Source organism: Paenibacillus cymbidii, assembly GCF_004764705.1.
In the GTDB taxonomy this organism is placed as follows: Bacteria; Bacillota; Bacilli; order Paenibacillales; family NBRC-103111; genus Paenibacillus_AN; species Paenibacillus_AN cymbidii.
This window is the reverse complement of sequence record NZ_SHLX01000025.1, coordinates 106,529-123,683: the sequence shown is the minus strand read 5'-3', so window position 1 is coordinate 123,683 and position 17,155 is coordinate 106,529. Positions and strand designations below refer to the sequence as shown.

Annotated in this window: 14 protein-coding genes; 8 read left to right on the top strand and 6 right to left on the bottom strand. The window is 61.8% G+C overall.

The window, feature by feature from the left end:
* The first annotated feature begins 1 nt into the window (after position 1).
* From EXY20_RS27995 to EXY20_RS27985, 3 genes are read left to right on the top strand one after another with little or no spacing between them, the layout of a single operon-like run.
* Positions 2 to 1,510, top strand: a complete 1,509-nt coding sequence (locus tag EXY20_RS27995) for a M81 family metallopeptidase (protein ID WP_135555435.1) — start codon at positions 2 to 4, stop codon at positions 1,508 to 1,510.
* Between the two features lie 55 nt (positions 1,511 to 1,565).
* Entirely contained in the window at positions 1,566 to 2,330 is a 765-nt protein-coding gene (locus EXY20_RS27990; RefSeq protein ID WP_135555433.1) for an SDR family NAD(P)-dependent oxidoreductase, read from the top strand.
* Between the two features lie 32 nt (positions 2,331 to 2,362).
* A complete protein-coding gene (locus EXY20_RS27985) occupies positions 2,363 to 4,051 on the top strand; it encodes a hypothetical protein (protein WP_135555432.1) in 1,689 nt (562 codons plus the stop codon).
* Positions 4,052 to 4,316: 265 nt separating this feature from the next.
* Here EXY20_RS27985 and alr read toward each other — a convergent pair whose 3' ends face one another.
* A complete protein-coding gene (gene alr / locus EXY20_RS27980; protein ID WP_135555431.1) occupies positions 4,317 to 5,555 on the bottom strand; it encodes an alanine racemase in 1,239 nt (412 codons plus the stop codon).
* A 177-nt stretch (positions 5,556 to 5,732) separates the two neighbouring features.
* On the bottom strand, positions 5,733 to 6,926 hold the full coding sequence (locus tag EXY20_RS27975; RefSeq protein WP_235886234.1) for a M20 metallopeptidase family protein: 1,194 nt from the start codon (positions 6,924 to 6,926) through the stop codon (positions 5,733 to 5,735).
* 367 nt (positions 6,927 to 7,293) lie between these two features.
* On the opposite strand from EXY20_RS27975, the gene EXY20_RS27970 reads away from it, so the two are divergent.
* From EXY20_RS27970 to EXY20_RS27955, 4 genes are all read left to right on the top strand, one after another.
* Positions 7,294 to 8,127 (top strand): inositol monophosphatase family protein, encoded by an 834-nt coding sequence (locus EXY20_RS27970; protein WP_235886233.1) that lies wholly within the window; start codon positions 7,294 to 7,296, stop codon positions 8,125 to 8,127.
* Between the two features lies 1 nt (position 8,128).
* Positions 8,129 to 8,938, top strand: coding sequence for a sugar phosphate isomerase/epimerase family protein (locus tag EXY20_RS27965; RefSeq protein WP_235886232.1), 810 nt, complete (start codon positions 8,129 to 8,131; stop codon positions 8,936 to 8,938).
* A 152-nt stretch (positions 8,939 to 9,090) separates the two neighbouring features.
* Complete coding sequence (locus tag EXY20_RS27960; protein WP_167859571.1) at positions 9,091 to 10,017, top strand: HD-GYP domain-containing protein; 927 nt, start codon at positions 9,091 to 9,093, stop codon at positions 10,015 to 10,017.
* A 145-nt stretch (positions 10,018 to 10,162) separates the two neighbouring features.
* The gene (locus EXY20_RS27955; protein WP_135555426.1) at positions 10,163 to 10,435 is read left to right on the top strand and encodes a YciI family protein; all 273 of its coding nucleotides are present in this window, start codon (positions 10,163 to 10,165) and stop codon (positions 10,433 to 10,435) included.
* Between the two features lie 161 nt (positions 10,436 to 10,596).
* Here the strand turns inward: EXY20_RS27955 and EXY20_RS27950 are convergent, their stop codons facing one another.
* The gene (locus EXY20_RS27950; RefSeq protein WP_135555425.1) at positions 10,597 to 11,382 is read right to left on the bottom strand and encodes an ABC transporter ATP-binding protein; all 786 of its coding nucleotides are present in this window, start codon (positions 11,380 to 11,382) and stop codon (positions 10,597 to 10,599) included.
* A gap of 19 nt (positions 11,383 to 11,401) precedes the next feature.
* Positions 11,402 to 12,931: a methyltransferase domain-containing protein gene (locus EXY20_RS40075; RefSeq protein ID WP_235886231.1), complete on the bottom strand. Its 1,530-nt coding sequence runs from the start codon at positions 12,929 to 12,931 to the stop codon at positions 11,402 to 11,404.
* Between the two features lie 203 nt (positions 12,932 to 13,134).
* Between EXY20_RS40075 and EXY20_RS27940 the strand changes: the two genes are divergently transcribed.
* Positions 13,135 to 14,295 carry a PepSY domain-containing protein gene (locus EXY20_RS27940; protein ID WP_135555424.1) on the top strand — a complete coding sequence of 387 codons (1,161 nt, stop codon included), beginning with the start codon at positions 13,135 to 13,137 and terminating at the stop codon, positions 14,293 to 14,295.
* Here EXY20_RS27940 and EXY20_RS27935 read toward each other — a convergent pair.
* Together EXY20_RS27935 and EXY20_RS27930 are read right to left on the bottom strand one after the other, a co-directional pair.
* Positions 14,289 to 15,899, bottom strand: coding sequence for a helix-turn-helix domain-containing protein (locus tag EXY20_RS27935; RefSeq protein ID WP_135555423.1), 1,611 nt, complete (start codon positions 15,897 to 15,899; stop codon positions 14,289 to 14,291). The two genes, EXY20_RS27940 and EXY20_RS27935, sit on opposite strands and share 7 nt — an antisense overlap.
* Before the next feature lie 24 nt (positions 15,900 to 15,923).
* Entirely contained in the window at positions 15,924 to 16,964 is a 1,041-nt protein-coding gene (locus tag EXY20_RS27930; protein WP_167859570.1) for an ABC transporter substrate-binding protein, read from the bottom strand.
* Positions 16,965 to 17,155 lie beyond the last annotated feature (191 nt).

Here is a 17,155-nt window from a genome sequence, read left to right as displayed (position 1 = left end):
GATGAACATAATGGTAGGCGGCATCTTGCAGGAAAGCAATACGTTCAGCGAAGCGACGAGCGGGTTGGAAGATTTTCGCCGGCTGTTGTTTCTGGAAGGGGAGGAGCTGCTGGCGGAAACGCTGCCTGGCGGCGCGCCGATGCCGCACAATGAGCTGGCCGGCTTTCGTCAAGCGGCGCAGGAGCAGGGAGTGCGGCTCGCGCCGACTTTGTTCATGCAGGCGGCGTCGTCCGGCCGAATGCGCCGGGAGCCGCTCGACGAGCTGAAGCGGCTGCTGCTGGAGCGGCTTGCGCAGATGTTGCCTTGCGACGGTTTGCTGTTCGCCTTTCACGGCGCCTGGGTGGCGGAAGACAACGACGATGCGACAGGCGAATTCGTCGCCATGCTGCGAGCGGCAGTCGGGCCGGACGTGCCGATCGTCATTTCGCTCGATTCGCATGCGAACGTGACCCGGCAAATGGTGGCGAACATCGACGGACTGATCGGTTACCGCACGTTTCCCCACATCGATCATGCCGAAACGGGCTATCGGGCGGCAAGTCTGTTGTTTGCGATCGCGCGCGGAGAAGTCGCCCGGCCGGTCATCCGGCTCGCGAAGGCGCCGATGATCGTCCCCGCCGAAAATCATACGACCGACCGCGGGCCGATGCTGGCGCTGCTGCGAGAGGCAGCCGAGGGCGAACGCGCCGGCGATTCGCTGGCGACGTCGCTGTTTGCCGTGCAGCCCTGGCTCGATGTCGCCGAGATGGGCTTCGGCGTCGTTGTGCTCGGCGCTGACGCTGCCCGCGCCGAAGCGGAAGCGCAAAGGCTCGCTGCACTAGCCTGGAGCAAACGCGAGCAGTTTGCCGTGCGGCTGTACAGCGTGGAGGAAGCGGTCCGGCTCGCGCTGACGGAACCGAAGAATGGTCCGCTCGTCATCTCCGACTCCGCGGACAGTCCCGGAGCCGGTTCGCCCGGAGACAGCAACTTCGTGCTGCGGCGGCTGCTCGCGCTCGGAGCAGAGCGCGAGCTCGCCTGCCTGTTGTCGATGGTCGACGCGACGGCGGCGCGCCTCGCTGTGGAAGCGGGGGAAGGCGGTGTGGTGAAGCTCGAAGTTGGCCATTCGATCAGCCGCTCCATGGGAGAACCGCTGGCGATCGAAGCGCGCGTCGTGCGCGTCGGCGGCGGTACGTTCCGCTTCGGCGGCGGCATGGCGGCCGGCGTCGTCGCGAACATGGGGCGCTGCGCCGTTGTGGCGATCGGCAGTATTTCGCTGCTGCTGATGGAGTATCCGGTGTTTACCGGCGATCCGGCGATGTACCGCAGCGTCGGACTGGAGCCGGCCGACGCGGACGTTGTGCTGGTCAAGTCGGCCAGCCAGTTCCGCGCCGAGTACGAGAAGCTGACGTCCCGCATCTGCATCCTGGATACGCCGGGCGCGAGCACAGCCAATTTGGCCGGCTTGACGTTCCTCCGTGTGCCGCGACCCATGTATCCGTTCGAGGACCATTTCCTGCCGGAAGGCCGGTAAATGCGGTACAATCTAGGCGAATCTCAGGAAATTGGCTGAAAGGGTGGAAACGAATATGAGGCTGCAAGGCAGAACGGCGCTCGTGACGGGCGGCTCTATGGGAATCGGCCGGGAAGTATGTCTCGCGTATGCGGCGGAAGGGGCGCGAGTGGCGGTCAATTCTGTCGGCGATCCGGAGCGGGTGGCCGACGTGGTGGCGCAGATCGAGGCGGCGGGAGGAACGGCAATGGCGGTTTGCGGCGATGTCAGCCGCGAGGAGCAGGTGGAAGCGATAGTGCGCCAGGTGAATGAAGCCTGGGGCGGCGTCGACATTCTCGTCAACAACGCCGGCATCTATCCGCGCAAGCCGTGGATGGAGCTGACCGGCGACGATTGGGACCATGTGCAGGCGGTGAATGCCAAATCGTGCTTTCTGATGAGCAAAGCCGTGTTTCCTTATATGAAGTCGCAAGGGTACGGCAAAATTATCAACGTGACGTCGGTCACTTTTTTCCGCGGGCAAAAGGGGTTCGTTCATTACGTCGCCTCCAAAGGCGCAGTGATCGGCTTCACCCGGGCGCTCAGCCGCGAAGTCGGCGAATTCGGCGTTACGGTAAACGCCGTTTCGCCCGGCGCGGTTATGAACGAGCGGGAACTGCTCGACATGCCGGACCCTGCGGAGCAGGAAGCGACGCGCGTCTATCTTTCGCAGGAGCAGGCGATTCCGCGCCGCCAGGTGCCGGCCGACATCGTTGGGGCTTTCGTGCATCTCGCATCGAAGGAGAGCGACTTCATGACCGGCCAGACGCTGAACGTCGACGGCGGCTGGGTCATGCATTAACCAAGGCATTATGAGGCGAAGGGGACAATAATATGCAGCGAAAATATGCCGTTGATTGCGCCGATGTTTGTCAGGAAGCACGCGAAGCGGCGCGCATCGCGGAAGAACGGCTTGCGGAGCTGCCGGGCAAGGCGGAGCTGCCCGAGTCGCTGATGCTGGCGTTTCGCTTGCGCGACGCCGACGGCTATACGCTGGCGATGGATGAAACCGGCGCGGTTGTGATCGAAGCGAGCCGTACGCGCGATTTTATCGCCGGCGTGGGGGCGCTGCTCGATGTGCTGCTGGCCAAAGACGGGCGGCCCGCCGCTATGCGGATCGAACGGAAGCCGGCGCTGCGGGAGCGCATTCATTATATGCCGGGCCATTTCGGCAATTCGTTCGAAGTGTGCGCGAGCGGCGAAATGAGGCGGTATCTCGAAGATATGGCGCTGGCCGGAGCGAGCGGGTACGGCGACTGGTTCGATCCGAACGATATGCCCGATCCGTATCGTCCCCATGTATATCATAGCAGCTCGATGTTTTTGTGGCGGCGCAAAAAGGAATGGCTCGCCTATAGCGCGAAGCTCGGCCTGGATAATATCGTGATCGTAACGCCCAATGTCGGCTTCGTCGACCAGATGCGGCCGGAATGGGTCGGCGTACGCGACCACAAGCTGCGCGTTCAAGGACAGGTGCTGTGCCCGTCGAATCCGGAAGCGCGCGGCGTCATACTGGACAACCAGCGCCGGTTGTTCGCCGATCTGCGGCAAGCGGGCATTCCCGTCGCACGGATCGTATGCGCGCCTTACGACGACGGCGGCTGCGCCTGTGCTCGCTGCCAGCCTTATTACCCCGTCTTCCTTGCGCTCGTTGGCGATATATACGAAACGATTCGTCCGTCTTATCCGGAGCTGAAGGTCGATATTTGCGGCTGGTGGACGTCCGATACGGAAAGCGCGCAGCTGCGCGCGTTTGCGGAAGGAAAGGCGCGCGACTGGTACGGCTTGTTTCTGGCCAGCGCGGCTTATGGCGTGTTCGAACTGCCGGACATCCGGTCGCAAATCGGCGGCATGGCGCTCGGTTGTTTCCTGCACGTCGGTTTCTCGCACGATCGGCGCGACGTTTATATCAAGTCGGGTGTGCACATCGCTCCGCGCCGCATCCGTTCGGTTGTCCGCTCGTTCGGCGCGCAGCGGTGCGACGGCTTCGTCACCTACAACGAATCGTTCGGCGATCACTACAACACCTTTATTGCCGGCCGTCTCGGCTGGAATCTTGATGCGGACTTGCGCGACGAGACGCTGTTTTACGTCCGGCTCATGTTCGGCTTGTCCGGCGAAGCGGCGGAGCGGCTGGCCGACGTGCTGCTGGATATGGAGGCGTTGGACGAGGAACGCGCTGCGTCATGGCTCGATACGCTGCGCGAGCTGAAGCCGTTCGTTCGCGTACATCCGACGCAGCCATGGGCGTTCGCGCATATCGAGGCCAAAGCCGAGCTGATGGCGCTCGACCGCACGATTGCGGCCGCCTTGGCGCAAGAGGGCGGCTTCGAGCTGGCGCTGCCGGCGATGCGCGAGCGGCTGGCGAGGAGCGAACGGCTGTGGCGCTTCGATTACGGCTTCGGCGTCTTGCGGCACATCCTCGTGCCGCGCAACATGCTGCCGGAATGGTATGTCGAATACGCCGCCCGCGAAGACGGTGGAACGGCGCCGTCCGCGGCAAAATTGCGCTCGGACGCTTAACAAAAGCCCGGCCCGCTCCGCCGTATGGGGGCGGGCTTTGAAATAAGCCATATTTTATTGACTATTATGTCAAAATGGGTTAGGTGGAAAGGAAATAGCCAGCGAATTCGCTGGCTATTTCTTTAAAATGGTCGATTTTGGGGCGAGGGGTACTGAATAGCCAGTGTTTTCGCTGGTTATTTTTGTCGGGCTGCGGGAAAATGGGCGAATAGGCCATTTTTCATGGGCTATTTTTGCTGCAGGCATGCATCCTGCACTACTGCGGCTACGATCCCATGCCGCCGATCTTGTGGAGATGCGCATCCGTGGAGCCGGTCGCAACTGGATCGGCATGATCGTAGACGCGCGGCACCCGGGCGCCAACGGCGCAAACAACTTCGTAATGGATCGTGCCGAGTTGCGCCGCCATCTCGTCGCACGGCAGCGCGCCGCCGGTATCGTCCGCGCCGAACAGCACCACTTCGTCGCCGCTTTGCGCGCCCGGCACGCCGGTGACGTCCAGCATCGTCTGGTCCATGCAGACGTTGCCGACGATCGGGGCCCGCATGCCGCGCACGAGTGCGGCGCCGCGGTTGGACAAGCCGCGGCGCAGCCCGTCGGCGTAGCCGATAGGAAGGACGGCGATGCGGCTCGGCCGCGCCGTACGGAACGTGCCGCTGTAGCCGATCGGATGCCCGGCGGCGTAAGCGGTGACGGCGGCGATGCGCGTGCGCAGGCTCATCGCCGGCTGCAGCCCGGCGGCGAACGCGACGCACCGGGCGAACGCGGCGTCCGCGGGAGCGTCGAGGGCACCGCAGCCGAACGGCGACAAGCCGTAAAGGCCGATGCCGACCCGCACCATGCCGAGATGCATATGGGGGAACCGGATCGTGCCGGCGCTGTTGCAGACGTGGCGGAGCGGGATGTGTTCCCCCGCAGCTTCCAGTTCGCCCACCATCGTCTGGAACAAACGGAACTGACGCATCGAATAAACCGGATCCTCCGCGTCGGCGCTCGCCAGATGCGTAAAAACCCCTTCCACGGCGACCCGCTTCGATTGTTTCGCTCTGCGGATGAGCGCCAGCGCCTGACCGGAGGTCGTTGCCCCAAGCCTGCCCATGCCGGTTTCCAGCTTGAGATGAATAACCGCCTGCCGGTCCAGACGTTCGGCGGCTTCGAGAATGCCGTCCAGCGTATCCTCCGAGCACACGGTCAGCGCGATATCGTGCCGAATCGCCAATTCCGCCGCACGCGGCGGCGTATAGCCGAGCACCAGAATCGGCTGGGCGAAACCCGCTTCGCGCAGCCGGAGCGCCTCGTCGACGATGGCGACGCCGAAGCAGTCGGCGCCCGCCCGCTGCGCCGACTGCGCGGCCTGGACGGCCCCATGGCCGTAGCCGTCGGCTTTGACGACGGCCATGAGCCGCGTTCCTGCGCCCAACAGCGACCGGAACCGGCGCGTATTGGCGGCGATGGCGGCCAGCGAAATGGCCGCCCACGTATTGCGGCTGCTCGGAATGTGCATTTGTTCCTCCGCGAAAAACGCTTCATGAGCGCTAATGGACAATGGGTAGATGTTAGGCCCATTATATTCTCATCGGGACGAACCCGCATTGTCGCAAACCGACAATCAAACCTTACATGTTGGTGATTTGCGACAAATCGCGGCTGAATTTGATTCCGCACTATTTTGTTCGTGCGCTCAAGCGTCTTGCGACTCGCCGCTGCCGTCCAGCAAGCCGAGCGCGAGCTCGGTGAACAGCGTAACGCCGACCATCAGGCAGCTTTCGTCGACGACCATCTGCGCATTGTGCAGCCCGGGCGAATGCGAACCGGCATCCGGTCCGCCCGAACCGAGCCAGAAGAAGCAGCCGGGAATACGCTCGGCATACAGCGCAAAATCTTCGCCGCCCATCGATGGCTTGCACGACACGATACGCTCGCCGCCTATTGTGCGTTCGGCCGTTCGGCGCAGCTTCGCTTCGCAGGCCGCATTGTTGACGACCGGGGGCACTTGCCGCTGGTATGCAACCGTCACCCGGCAGCGATGCGCTTCCGCGATCAGCCGGGTCAGCCGCTCGATTCGCTCCGGCATGGCGGCGCGAACTTCTTCGGACAACGTCCGCACCGTACCGCTTAACGCAACGCGATCGGGAATGATGTTGTTGGCCGTGCCGCCGTTAATGGTGCCGAGGCTGACGACGGCCGGTTCGAGCGGGTGCACCTCGCGGCTGACCGCCGTCTGCAGCCCGGTGACGACTGCCGCCGCCGCGACGATCGGGTCGATGCATTGCTCCGGCATCGAGCCGTGGCCGCCCCTTCCTTCCACGACGATGTCTAAGCGGTCGATTGCCGCCATGAACGTACCGGGCGTGGAGGCAATGCGGCCCGCCGGAAGCGACGGCAAAATGTGCAGGCCATAAATTTCGCTGACGCCGTCCAGCGCCCCGGCGGCGATCATCGGCGCTGCGCCGGCCAATATTTCTTCGGCGGGCTGGAACAGGAAGCGCACGTTGCCGTGCAGGCGGTCTTTCGCTGCGGCGAGCAGCTTCAAGGCGCCGAGCAGCACCGTCGTGTGCGCGTCGTGGCCGCAAGCGTGCATCACGCCGTCATGCTGCGACGTGAACGGCAAGCCGGTGTTCTCGACGATCGGCAGCGCGTCGATATCGGCGCGCAGCGCCACGGTCGGCCCGGGAAAGGCGCCGGCCAAATCGGCGATAACGCCGTGACCGCCGACGCCGCTGCGGATCGTCAAACCGAGCGGCGCGATTTCCCGCACGATGGCGGCTGCCGTACGCTCCTCGCACAGGCTGAGCTCCGGCTGCCGGTGCAGTTCCCGGCGAAAGGCGACAAGCTGCGGCGCAAGCCGCGCTTTTTCCGCTTCTGGCGTAAACAAAACGATCATCCTCCAGTGTGGGCATTGGAAATGGGAATGCAAATGAAACGCTGGTTTTATCGTAGGGCGATTTGCGGCAAATGTAAAGCCGCCGAAACCGCCGAGCGGGTGAGAATGGCAGAAGTTGAGCAGCTGGAGCCGTCGAGTCTGCAGCGGTTTGCATCGGTTCGGCGAATGGTGTGGGATGCCGGGAGGCGGGGATGATGCCTGTCACGGCGGTCTATTTTCGGAGCGAAGTGCCTATATGCATGTAGTTCAGCAGCATCGCCTGCCACCCTGACAACTTTGCTCCTTACCCCCACTTTCGGCAAAAGGCAACACATGCTACACTAATCGGGTGGCGCAAAAACGGGAGGAGGAGCGGCTGTTGGCGGATGTGGAGCGGGAAGATAAGGCTGCATTGCTCCGGCGCGCGGAGGAGGTTGCCGTCTTGGCGGCCCGGGCGGCGGGAGCGGTGGCGCGCGAGCGGTTCGGCACGCAAACGCAGGTGCGGTCGAAAGGGGATGACGGCGATCTGGTGACGGAGGTCGACTTTCTCGCCGAACAAGAGCTGTTGCCGCGTCTTGCCGCCGCGTTTCCCGGGCATCAAATTCGCAGCGAAGAATCGGGCTGGAGCGGTGTGGGAGGAGACTGGCTGTGGCTGGTCGATCCGCTCGACGGGACGAACAATTATGCCATCGGGCTGCCGGTGTTCGGCGTTTCGCTGACGCTGCTTTATCAAAACGAACCGGTGCTTGGCGTCATCTACGATTCGATGCTGGATCGCGTGTATGTCGCAAGGAAGGACGGTGGCGCCCGTTGCAACGGCGAGCCGCTGTCGGCGCACGGGGGTGCCGGATTGCCGGGCAGGCTGACTCTCGGCTGGATCCAGGGCCACCACGTGCAGAAGCTGGGCAACGCCATGCGGCTGAAAACGCATCTCGACGCAACCAGCAAGCGGGTGCTGCGACTGTGGGCACCGTCGCTGTTGTGGTGCATGTTGGCGCGCGGCGACCTGGACGGCATCGTGCTGTACAATTCCGAAGGCGACGACTTGTATGCCGGCGTTCTGATGGCGCGCGAGGCGGGGGCGGTTGTGACCGATTTTGCCGGCCGTCCGTTTGTCGGCATGAACCCGGAGCCGTATATTATCGCTTGCCGGCCGCAGCTGCACGACGAGCTGATGGCGCTCGTACGCGCCGGGCTGGCGCAAGAGAACTAGAATGGAGGAAATCAACATGATCCGCACCGGATTATTGTCAGTAACGTTTCGCAAGAAAACGCCGGAGGAAATCATTCGTCTTGTGCAGCAAGCGGGCCTGGACGGCATCGAATGGGGCGGCGACATTCATGTGCCGCACAACGACGCGAAGCGCGCCGCCGAAGTCGGCAAGTGGACGAAGGAAGCGGGGCTGGCGCTGACGTCGTTCGGTTCCTATTATTATACGGGTGGCAAAACGAGAGGCAACTCCGACAATCCGCGCTTCGAGAATGTGCTGGAGACGGCGATTGCGCTCGGCGTTCCCGCCATCCGCGTATGGGCGGGCGATCGCCCCTCGGAAGAGGCGGATGAGCAATGGCGCCGTACGGTGGCCGACGATACGCGGCGAATCGCCGACTTGGCCGCTCAAGCCGGCATCACGATCGATTTTGAATACCACAACCATACGTTGACCGATACGCCGGCGTCGGCAGAGCAGTTGTTGCGCGAGATCGACCATACGAACGTGCGCAGCAACTGGCAACCCCCGCTCGAAATGGATGCGGCGCAGCGGCTGGATTCGTTGCGCGGCATGTTGCCGTGGCTTGCCAATGTTCATGTGTTTCATTGGACGCCGTCCCTTACGGAGCAGCGGAAGCTCGTTCAACATCCTCTGGCCGAAGGCAAAGAGGATTGGATCGCCTTCCTGCGAACCATCAACCAAGCCGGCCGTTCGCCATTCGCCATGCTCGAGTTTGTAAAAGGCGAATCGGACGAGCAGTTCCTGCAGGATGCGGCAACGCTGAAAGAAGCGGTAGCCGCTTCCGAGTAATTTCTCCGTCCGAAGATTCGAACCGCCTGCGCAGGCGGTTTTTTTCTTTCCGGAAAACTGTTGAGAATTTGTTCAGAAAGGGCAAGTACAATGAAAGGTAATGTTCGACAACAGCACCGCCATCATCCGGTTGGAACGGAGGAATGATGTCTTTGCAGGAGTCACCATGGAACGGCGCAAGTTTGCCTGAGCAGGCGGCCGAGGAGTTCGGTTCGCGGGCGGCAGCCGATCTGGCAACGGAACTGGAAACGATAACGGGGCATATGCAAGTCTTTCTCGACGAAACGCGGCTTACGCACAAGCTGCCGATAACCGATGTGCGCCAGCATGTCGTCTCGAATATTTTGCGCATCACGGAACAGCCGGACTTGTACGAACTGTTCGTTTCGATTCAGGCCAATGACGCCTATGACAGTCGACATCATGTCGGCGTCGGCATCGTCGCTTCGCTGATCGGGAGATGGATCAAGCTCGAGGAACGCGATTTGCTGCAGTTGGCCACAGCGGCAACGTTGCACGACATCGGCAAAATTCGCGTGCCGCAGCATATCCTGAACAAGCGCGACCGGCTCAGCGAGCAGGAGTTCGAAGTTGTCAAGCAGCATACGGTATGGGGCTACGAATTGATTCGCGAAACGGTAGGCACGTCGCACCGGCAGGCGCTTGTTGCGCTGCAGCATCACGAACGGCTCGATGGCAGCGGGTATCCGCTTGGCCTGCAAGGCGACAAAATCGATCTGTTCAGCCGCATCGTGGCGGTTGCCGATGTGTTTCACGCCATGATGTCGACGCGCGTGTACAAGGATCGTTCCCCGTTCTACGAAGTGCTGCGGGAAATGCGCGATAACGCGTTCGGTTCGTTCGATCCGCAAATCGCCCATCTGTTCTACCACCGCGTCATGCATTCGCTGCTCGGCAACGAGGTGTCGCTCACCGACGGCCGGACGGGCGTCATTGTGCTGCTCAATCAGCAAAATCCGCTTCATCCGCTCGTTCGGGTCGACGACGATTTTGTCGATTTGAGTCGAACCAGCGAACTGCATATCGAACACGTGACAGTGCAGCAGCCATCGCCGTAAAGGAGCGGTTCCGGGACGAATGCCGGAACCGCTTTTGCGTGCCATGGAAAAGTTTGCGGCGGCGACAAGGATTTTTGCGCCAGGCGGCGAATCCACTACAAGCAGCGCTGCCTTATCGAACCTATCCCAAAGGAGAATGAAACGGATGCTTTATGTCGCCGCTTTAACGATTATCGATGCCGAGCTGAACGCCAAGGTGCGTCCCGCGCACCTGGAATATTTGAACGGGCTGTACAAGGAAGGCAAGGTCGTCATGGCCGGACCGTTCACCGACAAAAAAGGCGGAATGGTCATCTACCGTGCCGATTCGTTCGAGGAAGCGCAACAATTGGCCGAAGCCGATCCGGTCATCGCGGAGAAGGCGCGCACGCTGGAGCTGCGCGAATGGGGCGCCCTGGAGTTCCCGCTGGATAAATAAGCCGCGAAGTAAAAAGGAGCCGGTTGCCCGGCTCCTTTTTACCACATCGGAAAGTTTAAGTTCGGTGAAGCGCAGAAGCGCACCGAAACTTGCCGATTGGCATGAAAAACTTCCGCTAAACGCGGTCGCTCATCCTGAATGGACTCCGATAGGAGTTTTTCCTACTTCGTTGCGACTTTGAGCCAGGCGCGGTCGTAAGACCAGTCGACTTCGACGCGCGAGCCGAAGAAGTCGCTCAGCAGCTGCGACGACAGCACGTCGCGCGTCGAGCCGGAGCGGTACACGCTCCCGCTGCGAATGAGCAGCGTCTTCGTAAATGCCGGAACGATTTCTTCGATGTGGTGCGTCACGTAAATGAGCGTCGGCGCATCCGGCTGCGCGGCCAACTCGCCGATGCCGTCGAGAAACTGCTCGCGAGAGAAGACGTCGAGGCCGTTGCACGGCTCGTCGAGAATGAGCAGGCGCGGCGAAGCCATCAGCGCGCGGGCGATAAGCAGCTTCTGCTTTTCGCCTTGCGAGCACGTCTGGTATGTCCGGTCGTACAAATGTCGAACCCCGAGCTGCGTCATCAGCCGCTCGGCTTTGGCCATATCCTCGGCCGTCGGCTTGTCGTACAAGCCGATCGTCGCGAATTTGCCGCTGACCACGATCGATTGCGTGCGGTCGTTCATGTGCATCCGTTCCTGCAGCGACGAGCTGACCCAACCGATCGACTTGCGCAGCTCGCGCAAATCGACCGTGCCGAAAGGGTGCCCGAACACGCTGACTTGCCCGGTGGTCGCCCAGATGTAGCCGTTGACCATGTTCAGCAGCGTCGTTTTGCCGGAGCCGTTCAGGCCGAGAATCGCCCAGTGTTCCCCTTGCGCCACTTGCCAATCGATATCGTGAAGCAGCGTCTTGTCGTCGCGCCGCCATGAAACGCCGCGCACGTCGATGATGTCGCTCATCTTAAAGCCCCCTGACGAATTACAATTCCCCGTAGTAAATGTCCGTTACATAGTCGAACGCGACCTGTCCGTTCCCGTCCGCATGTTTGGCGTAAATGCGCCGCAGCTCATCGATCATGGCGTCGTACTGCGGTTCTCCCTCTTCCGGAATGTAGGACGAAGACAACAGCCTTCCCTGCACGCCTTCCAGATCGAAATGCTGCGAGTTGCCGAACGTGATTTTGCGGACGGCGCCGTCTTTGAAAAAGCGTTCGAAGTCGCTCGCCTGTATGTTCGTGTGTCGCACGCGCTGGTAGTCGTTTCCAAAGTTGTTCAGCAGCGCCTCGTAATCGGTCGTGAACGGGTTGAGCACGGAATGCCAATTGTTCCAGACGAGCGCCACGATGCCGCCGGGGCGCAGCACACGGGCAAATTCCGCCTTCGTCTTCTCCTGGTCGAACCAGTGAAACGACTGGGCGCACACGATCCGGTCGACGGCCTCGTCGTCCAGCCCCGTCTGTTCGGCGGTGCCGATGCGGGACACGAATCCGGGGCGACCCGCAAACTGGCGTTCAGCCGCCTCGCGCATGGCATCGTTCGGTTCGACGGCGTACACGCGGCTGCCGCGATCCAGCAGCAGCGAGGTGAAAATGCCCGTGCCGGAGCCGACGTCGGCGATAGCGGATGCGGCGGCAAACCCCAGCTCCTTATATAAAAAGTCGATCGCCTGCTGCGGGTAGCTCGGCCGGAATTTGACGTAGTTGCCGACGCGGCTCGTGAAGCGCTTCGTGGAATCGAGCGCTTTAGCCGGTTTGACCGGAACCGGTTTGGCCATTTCGGCATCGAAAATTTCCTTGAGCTCCGCCGCCTTGCGCGGATCGTCGAGCGCGAGCTTGCCTTGCAGGAACGCTTCCGTGAATGGCAGCCAATCCAGCGCACCGCCGCGCGAACGCATCGTGCGCACCCATTGTTTGATCAGGCGGCGCTCCTTGGCGTTCGTAAACGTGTCTTTGAAAAATTGCGTCCGGCTCATATCCAGCTTCGCAAACACGGAGACGAACAAGTCGGCCGTCATCTTCGCGTCTTCGAGCGCGCGGTGCGCTGCGGCGCCGGGCTCGATGCCGATCTCGCGCACCGCGGCTTCCACGCTGACGTCGTTCGTCAGCCCTTTGCTGCGCAAATACCCTTTGAGCAAATCGTAGTAAGGCGCGGACATCCAGAAGGAATCGTCGAGCTTGTGCATGCGGGTATCGAAGATGATCCGCTTCAAATCTTCGCCGCCCCAGGTAAGCAGCAGGAACGAGTCGCTGCGGCGCAGCCAGCCGATAAAATCGCGGATGACGGCCGGGAAGCCGGGGGCGCGGTCGATGCCTTCCTGTTCGATGCCGGTTTTTTGCCGGATGAAGCTGTTCAGCTTGGCAAAATAGACGGGTTTGACCAAGGAAGAAAATTCGTCGACCCGGCGCAGCTTGTCGTCCAGTCGGACGGCGCCGATTTCGATCACTTCCATCGGTTTGTCGCTGGCGAATTTGCGCCCGTTGAATTCAATGTCGAGTACGATGTAATCCATTTCGATTCACCTGTTCGTTTCCGGGCCGGCGGCCGGCCCGTCTGTATTCGATCGTCCTTTATCATATCACGAACGGTTTCGGTTCGTCGATTCGGCCGGGCCGATTGCGATTGGAAGTGCTGCCGAGCAACATTTTACCATTAATGACGTCTAATATACGAATGTATCGTGCCAGTGAATGTGGGACGGGGGAGAAACGAACGATGGGAAAAAGGATGAGTCGCCTGGCGACTCTCGCGTTGATCGGCGCGGCAACGCTGCCGTTCGGCCATGCGGCGGCAGAGGAGCCGCAGGTGACGCCGATGCAGGTGAACGTAACGCTGCTGCAGGAGACGTCGATCTATGCGTCGCCGGACGCGCCGGCGGCAAGCGGGGCGCTTGCGCCGCAGCAGATCCGCGTGACCGGGGCGGAAGCCGGATGGAGCCGGGCGCCGTTCGAAGGCATGCAGCGCAGATGGTTTCAAACGCAGACATGGCAAGGAACGCGCTGGCTGTCGCTGGAATTGCGGCAATTGGGGAACGTGCAGCAGGAGGAGGGTGAGCTGTGGCTGAGCCGGCCGGCGGCGCTGCTGGACTCGCCGGTAACGAACGGCGATACGGGGCTGGCGCTCGCGCCGCAAACGGTGCATACCACCGCGATGTACTTCAGCAAGTTCGGCACCGGCTATTTGCTCGACACATGGGCGGGACCGAAGTGGATCGCCGCTAGCGACGGCACGTTTCCGGTGCAGAAATGGAACGAAACGATCGTGCTGCCGACGACGACGTCGACGTTCGACCAACCGGTACCCTACGGCGGCGACAGTGGCGTGATCCAACCGCAAACGGTGCAGGCTTTTGAAAAATACGGGGATCGGTGGTTTCACGTTCATACGGCGACCGGGATCGATACGTGGATCAACCGGGCGTTCGCCGTGCCGGAAGGCGCGACGGAAACGGAGGAAACGTTCGATATCGCCGCGCAAACGATGCTGCATAAATATCCGGATGTGGACGTCATTCCGATGGGTGCGATTGCGCCGCAGCAGGTGAAGGCCAGCGCCAAATGGACGTCGCCGGGAGGCACGCTGTGGATTCGCATCGCCTCCTGGCAAGGGGACGCCTGGATCAAACCTTTCGGCGCAAAAGTGGCGATCGGCGAGCAGGAAGCGCTGCGGATCGGGCAGAAGATGGATTCGAGCGGATCCGCCGAGTGGTCGGTTGCGTTCACCGACGATTATCGGATCGACGAACGGGACGAAGGCAGACCGGTATGGGTCGTGACCGCCGTTTACCCGGCCGGCAACAAAATGGCCGTCTACATCGATGCGGAAACGGGCAGGCAACTGGCTTTGTCCGAATCGGAGCCTCCCGGACCTTATTGACCCGGATCGCCGAGCAACTGTGCCATCTCATCCAGATGCGCCTCCAGCATCAGCGGATCGTAATGGCCCCATTTGGCGTCGACGACATAAGCCGTGCCGTTCGCAACGGCCGGCAGCTGCAGCCAGTGTTCGCTGCCGAGCAGGTCCCGCACATCGTGCCGGGCCTCCTCGTCGTTCGTCACCGCAAGGAAAATCCGGTCGCCGGCAAAGTCCGCCATCGCGCCGAACGCGACTGGCGACCATTTGAACTGGCTGTTTGTTTCCATCAGGCGCCGCAAGCCGGCAGGGGCGGAGAAGCGCAGCCCGCGATAAAGCGTGTGGCCAAAATTATGGCCGCCGTAAACGAACAGCTTGCGGTGCGCGCCGTCGTAAATGAAGGCGGTGGCCGTTTCGCCCGGCCGGATCGAGCCGGCCAGCTTGTTCCGCGTTTGCTCCGCTTTCGCCTCGTAGCGGGCGATCCAGGCTTCGGCCTCCGCCATTTTGCCCAGCATGCCGCCGATGGCGCGAAGCCGCGCTTCGATATCGTCAAACCAGTTGACGATAACCCCGGGCGCAAGCTGCTCCAATTGAGCGGTCAAGCTGCGCGGGGCGAAGCTCGGCACGATGACGAGATCGGGCCGGAGCGCGCCGATCTGGCCAACGTCGAGCGGCTCGTCCAGGCGCTGAATCTTCGGCGCCGTGTCGCCGCACGACTGCAGCAGCGACACGGGGGCGCCGACCGGGACGACGCCAAGCGCCGCCAGCTCGCCGAGAAACTGCAACGCCACCACGCGTTGCGTTCCGCCGCGCCGTTCGGCAAAATGACCGGGTGAAACCCCGACCGCCAGCTTGAACCGCCGGCTGAAGTAATATTCGTCGCGGAAGCCGGCCCGGCGCGCGACGTCGCGCAGCTTGTGGCCCGGCTGCAGCAGCAGCTCCTTGGCGCGATTGATGCGCAAGCCGTTCAAATAGTCGATCGGCGTGCGGCCGGTCAACGATTTGAACAAGGCGTGGAACTGCGAGCGCCCGATGCCGGATTCCTTCACCAATTGGTCGACCGACAATTCGTCGTGGTAATGCCGATGCATGTAAGCGATCGACCGCTCCACTTCCTGCACGGCGCCGGACTGCGGCGTATGCGTGCGGTTATAGTCGTACAGCGCGGCGAGCAGCTCCTGGAACCGGAGCAAGTGCCGGAAGGCGTCCAGATCGTTGGCTCCGCCGCGGCTCATGTATACATCCTGCAGAAGCTCCTCGACCCGGTAGAACGGATCGAAAGCAAGCTCGCCGCTCTTCAGCAGCCACGCGCTGATCGTGCCGGGCGCCGCATCGGCAACCCGCAGGTCGAACGACAGCCGGTACAGCTCCAGCGGCGAATCGGCCGCGCTTTCGAACGCCGCGTTCGCGCCCGGCGCGAGCAGGAACAGCTTGCCGCGGACGAGAGAATACCGCGCGCCGTTCAGCGCGAGCGTGCCGCGGCCCGACGTCACCGCCAGCAGCTCGCGGTCGTGTTGCACGGTTTTGCCCGATTCCCAGGCGTTTGGCAGCCGCACCAGTTGCACGGAAACGAGCGAGAAGTGCGGAGGTTTGTGGACGATCGGAATCGTTTGGTTCGGAAGCTTCATGGCGGCTTCACCTGCCTGGCATGGTTATTTCATCAGCAGCTTCGGCATTTCGTCGAGCAGCATATCGAGCGTCAGCGGATTGTACAGCGCCCAGTTGGAGCCGATGACGTAGGCTTTGCCGTTCTTGACGGCGGGCAAATTGCGCCAGACCGGGCTGTTCATCAATTCGTCCGAACGTTTCTTCACGTCGGCGTTGGCTTCGTTGACGACGAGGAAGATCCGGTCGGCCGCATATTCCGGCAGCGCTTCGACGGAGATGCTTTGCCAGGGCAGGTTTTTGTTTTTGGCCAGCAGTTCCGCCACTTTCGGCGGCGGGGTGAAGCCGAGTCCGTCGTAGAGCGTCGTGCCCAGATTTTGGCCGGCGTACACGTACAGCATTTTGTCCTGGTAGGAAATGAACGCCGCCGCCGTTTCGCCCGGTTTTACCGTCGATTTGAGCAGTTCTTTCTTTTCTTTCGCTTTTGCTTCGTATTTGGCGATCCAGTCGGCCGCTTCCTTCGATTTGCCCAGCACGTCGCCGATTGTGCGCAGTCGGGTGAACACGTCGTCGGCATATTTCAGCACGACCGTTGGCGCGATTTTGGACATGGCTTCGATATCCTTGGGGTCCAAATAGTCCGGCAGCACGATCAGGTCGGGATTTAGCGAAAGCACTTTTTCCGCGCTTGGCGCAGTTGCGCCCGTATCCTCGATGCCTTTCAGCTGATCGGCGGACAGCACCTGCGAAGCATTGATCAGGTTCGTGCCGACCGGCTTGACGCCGAGCGCCGTCAGTTCGGCCGCGTACAGGTGTACTACGACGCGTTTCGGGTTGGCCGGCACTTTGACGGTGCGGTTCTGGCCGTCGGTGATCGTACGTTCGGTCGCGGCCGGCGACGCCGAGGCGGCGGGCGTTTTCGACGCGGCTGCCGGACTGGCGGAAGCGGTTGGCACAGGGCTGGCGGAAGGCGACGGCGAAGAGCTTGCGGCGGCGCCGTTCGTTTCGGTTTTGGCTCCGCATGCGGCGATGAAAGCGACCGCGAGCAGCGAGATGGCGAGCAGAAGCAGCTTGCTTTTGGCGAACAAAATAATTCCCCTCCAGAATTTGATAATGATTCTCATTTGCATTCATATTGTAGTCGTTTCATTCGCTGCGGACAATGGATTTTTTTGCGAAAAAGCTTGGATTATCGTAGGGAGCGAGGGGGGGGCTGAGCTTCCCTGTGCGGTATTGCGCTCGGGAGCCTCGGAAGGGGAATACGAGGGATGTTGTCAGG

Excerpts from the sequence above, each read along its gene's own strand:
- EXY20_RS27955 (WP_135555426.1), top strand. The coding sequence starts at position 10,163 with ATGCTTTATGTCGCCGCTTTAACGATTATCGATGCCGAGCTGAACGCC.
- EXY20_RS27950 (WP_135555425.1), bottom strand. The coding sequence starts at position 11,382 with ATGAGCGACATCATCGACGTGCGCGGCGTTTCATGGCGGCGCGACGAC.
- EXY20_RS27935 (WP_135555423.1), bottom strand. The coding sequence starts at position 15,899 with ATGAAGCTTCCGAACCAAACGATTCCGATCGTCCACAAACCTCCGCAC.
- EXY20_RS27965 (WP_235886232.1), top strand. The coding sequence starts at position 8,129 with ATGGAGGAAATCAACATGATCCGCACCGGATTATTGTCAGTAACGTTT.
- EXY20_RS40075 (WP_235886231.1), bottom strand. The coding sequence starts at position 12,931 with ATGGATTACATCGTACTCGACATTGAATTCAACGGGCGCAAATTCGCC.
- EXY20_RS27990 (WP_135555433.1), top strand. The coding sequence starts at position 1,566 with ATGAGGCTGCAAGGCAGAACGGCGCTCGTGACGGGCGGCTCTATGGGA.
- EXY20_RS27985 (WP_135555432.1), top strand. The coding sequence starts at position 2,363 with ATGCAGCGAAAATATGCCGTTGATTGCGCCGATGTTTGTCAGGAAGCA.
- EXY20_RS27995 (WP_135555435.1), top strand. The coding sequence starts at position 2 with ATGAACATAATGGTAGGCGGCATCTTGCAGGAAAGCAATACGTTCAGC.
- alr (WP_135555431.1), bottom strand. The coding sequence starts at position 5,555 with ATGCACATTCCGAGCAGCCGCAATACGTGGGCGGCCATTTCGCTGGCC.
- EXY20_RS27940 (WP_135555424.1), top strand. The coding sequence starts at position 13,135 with ATGGGAAAAAGGATGAGTCGCCTGGCGACTCTCGCGTTGATCGGCGCG.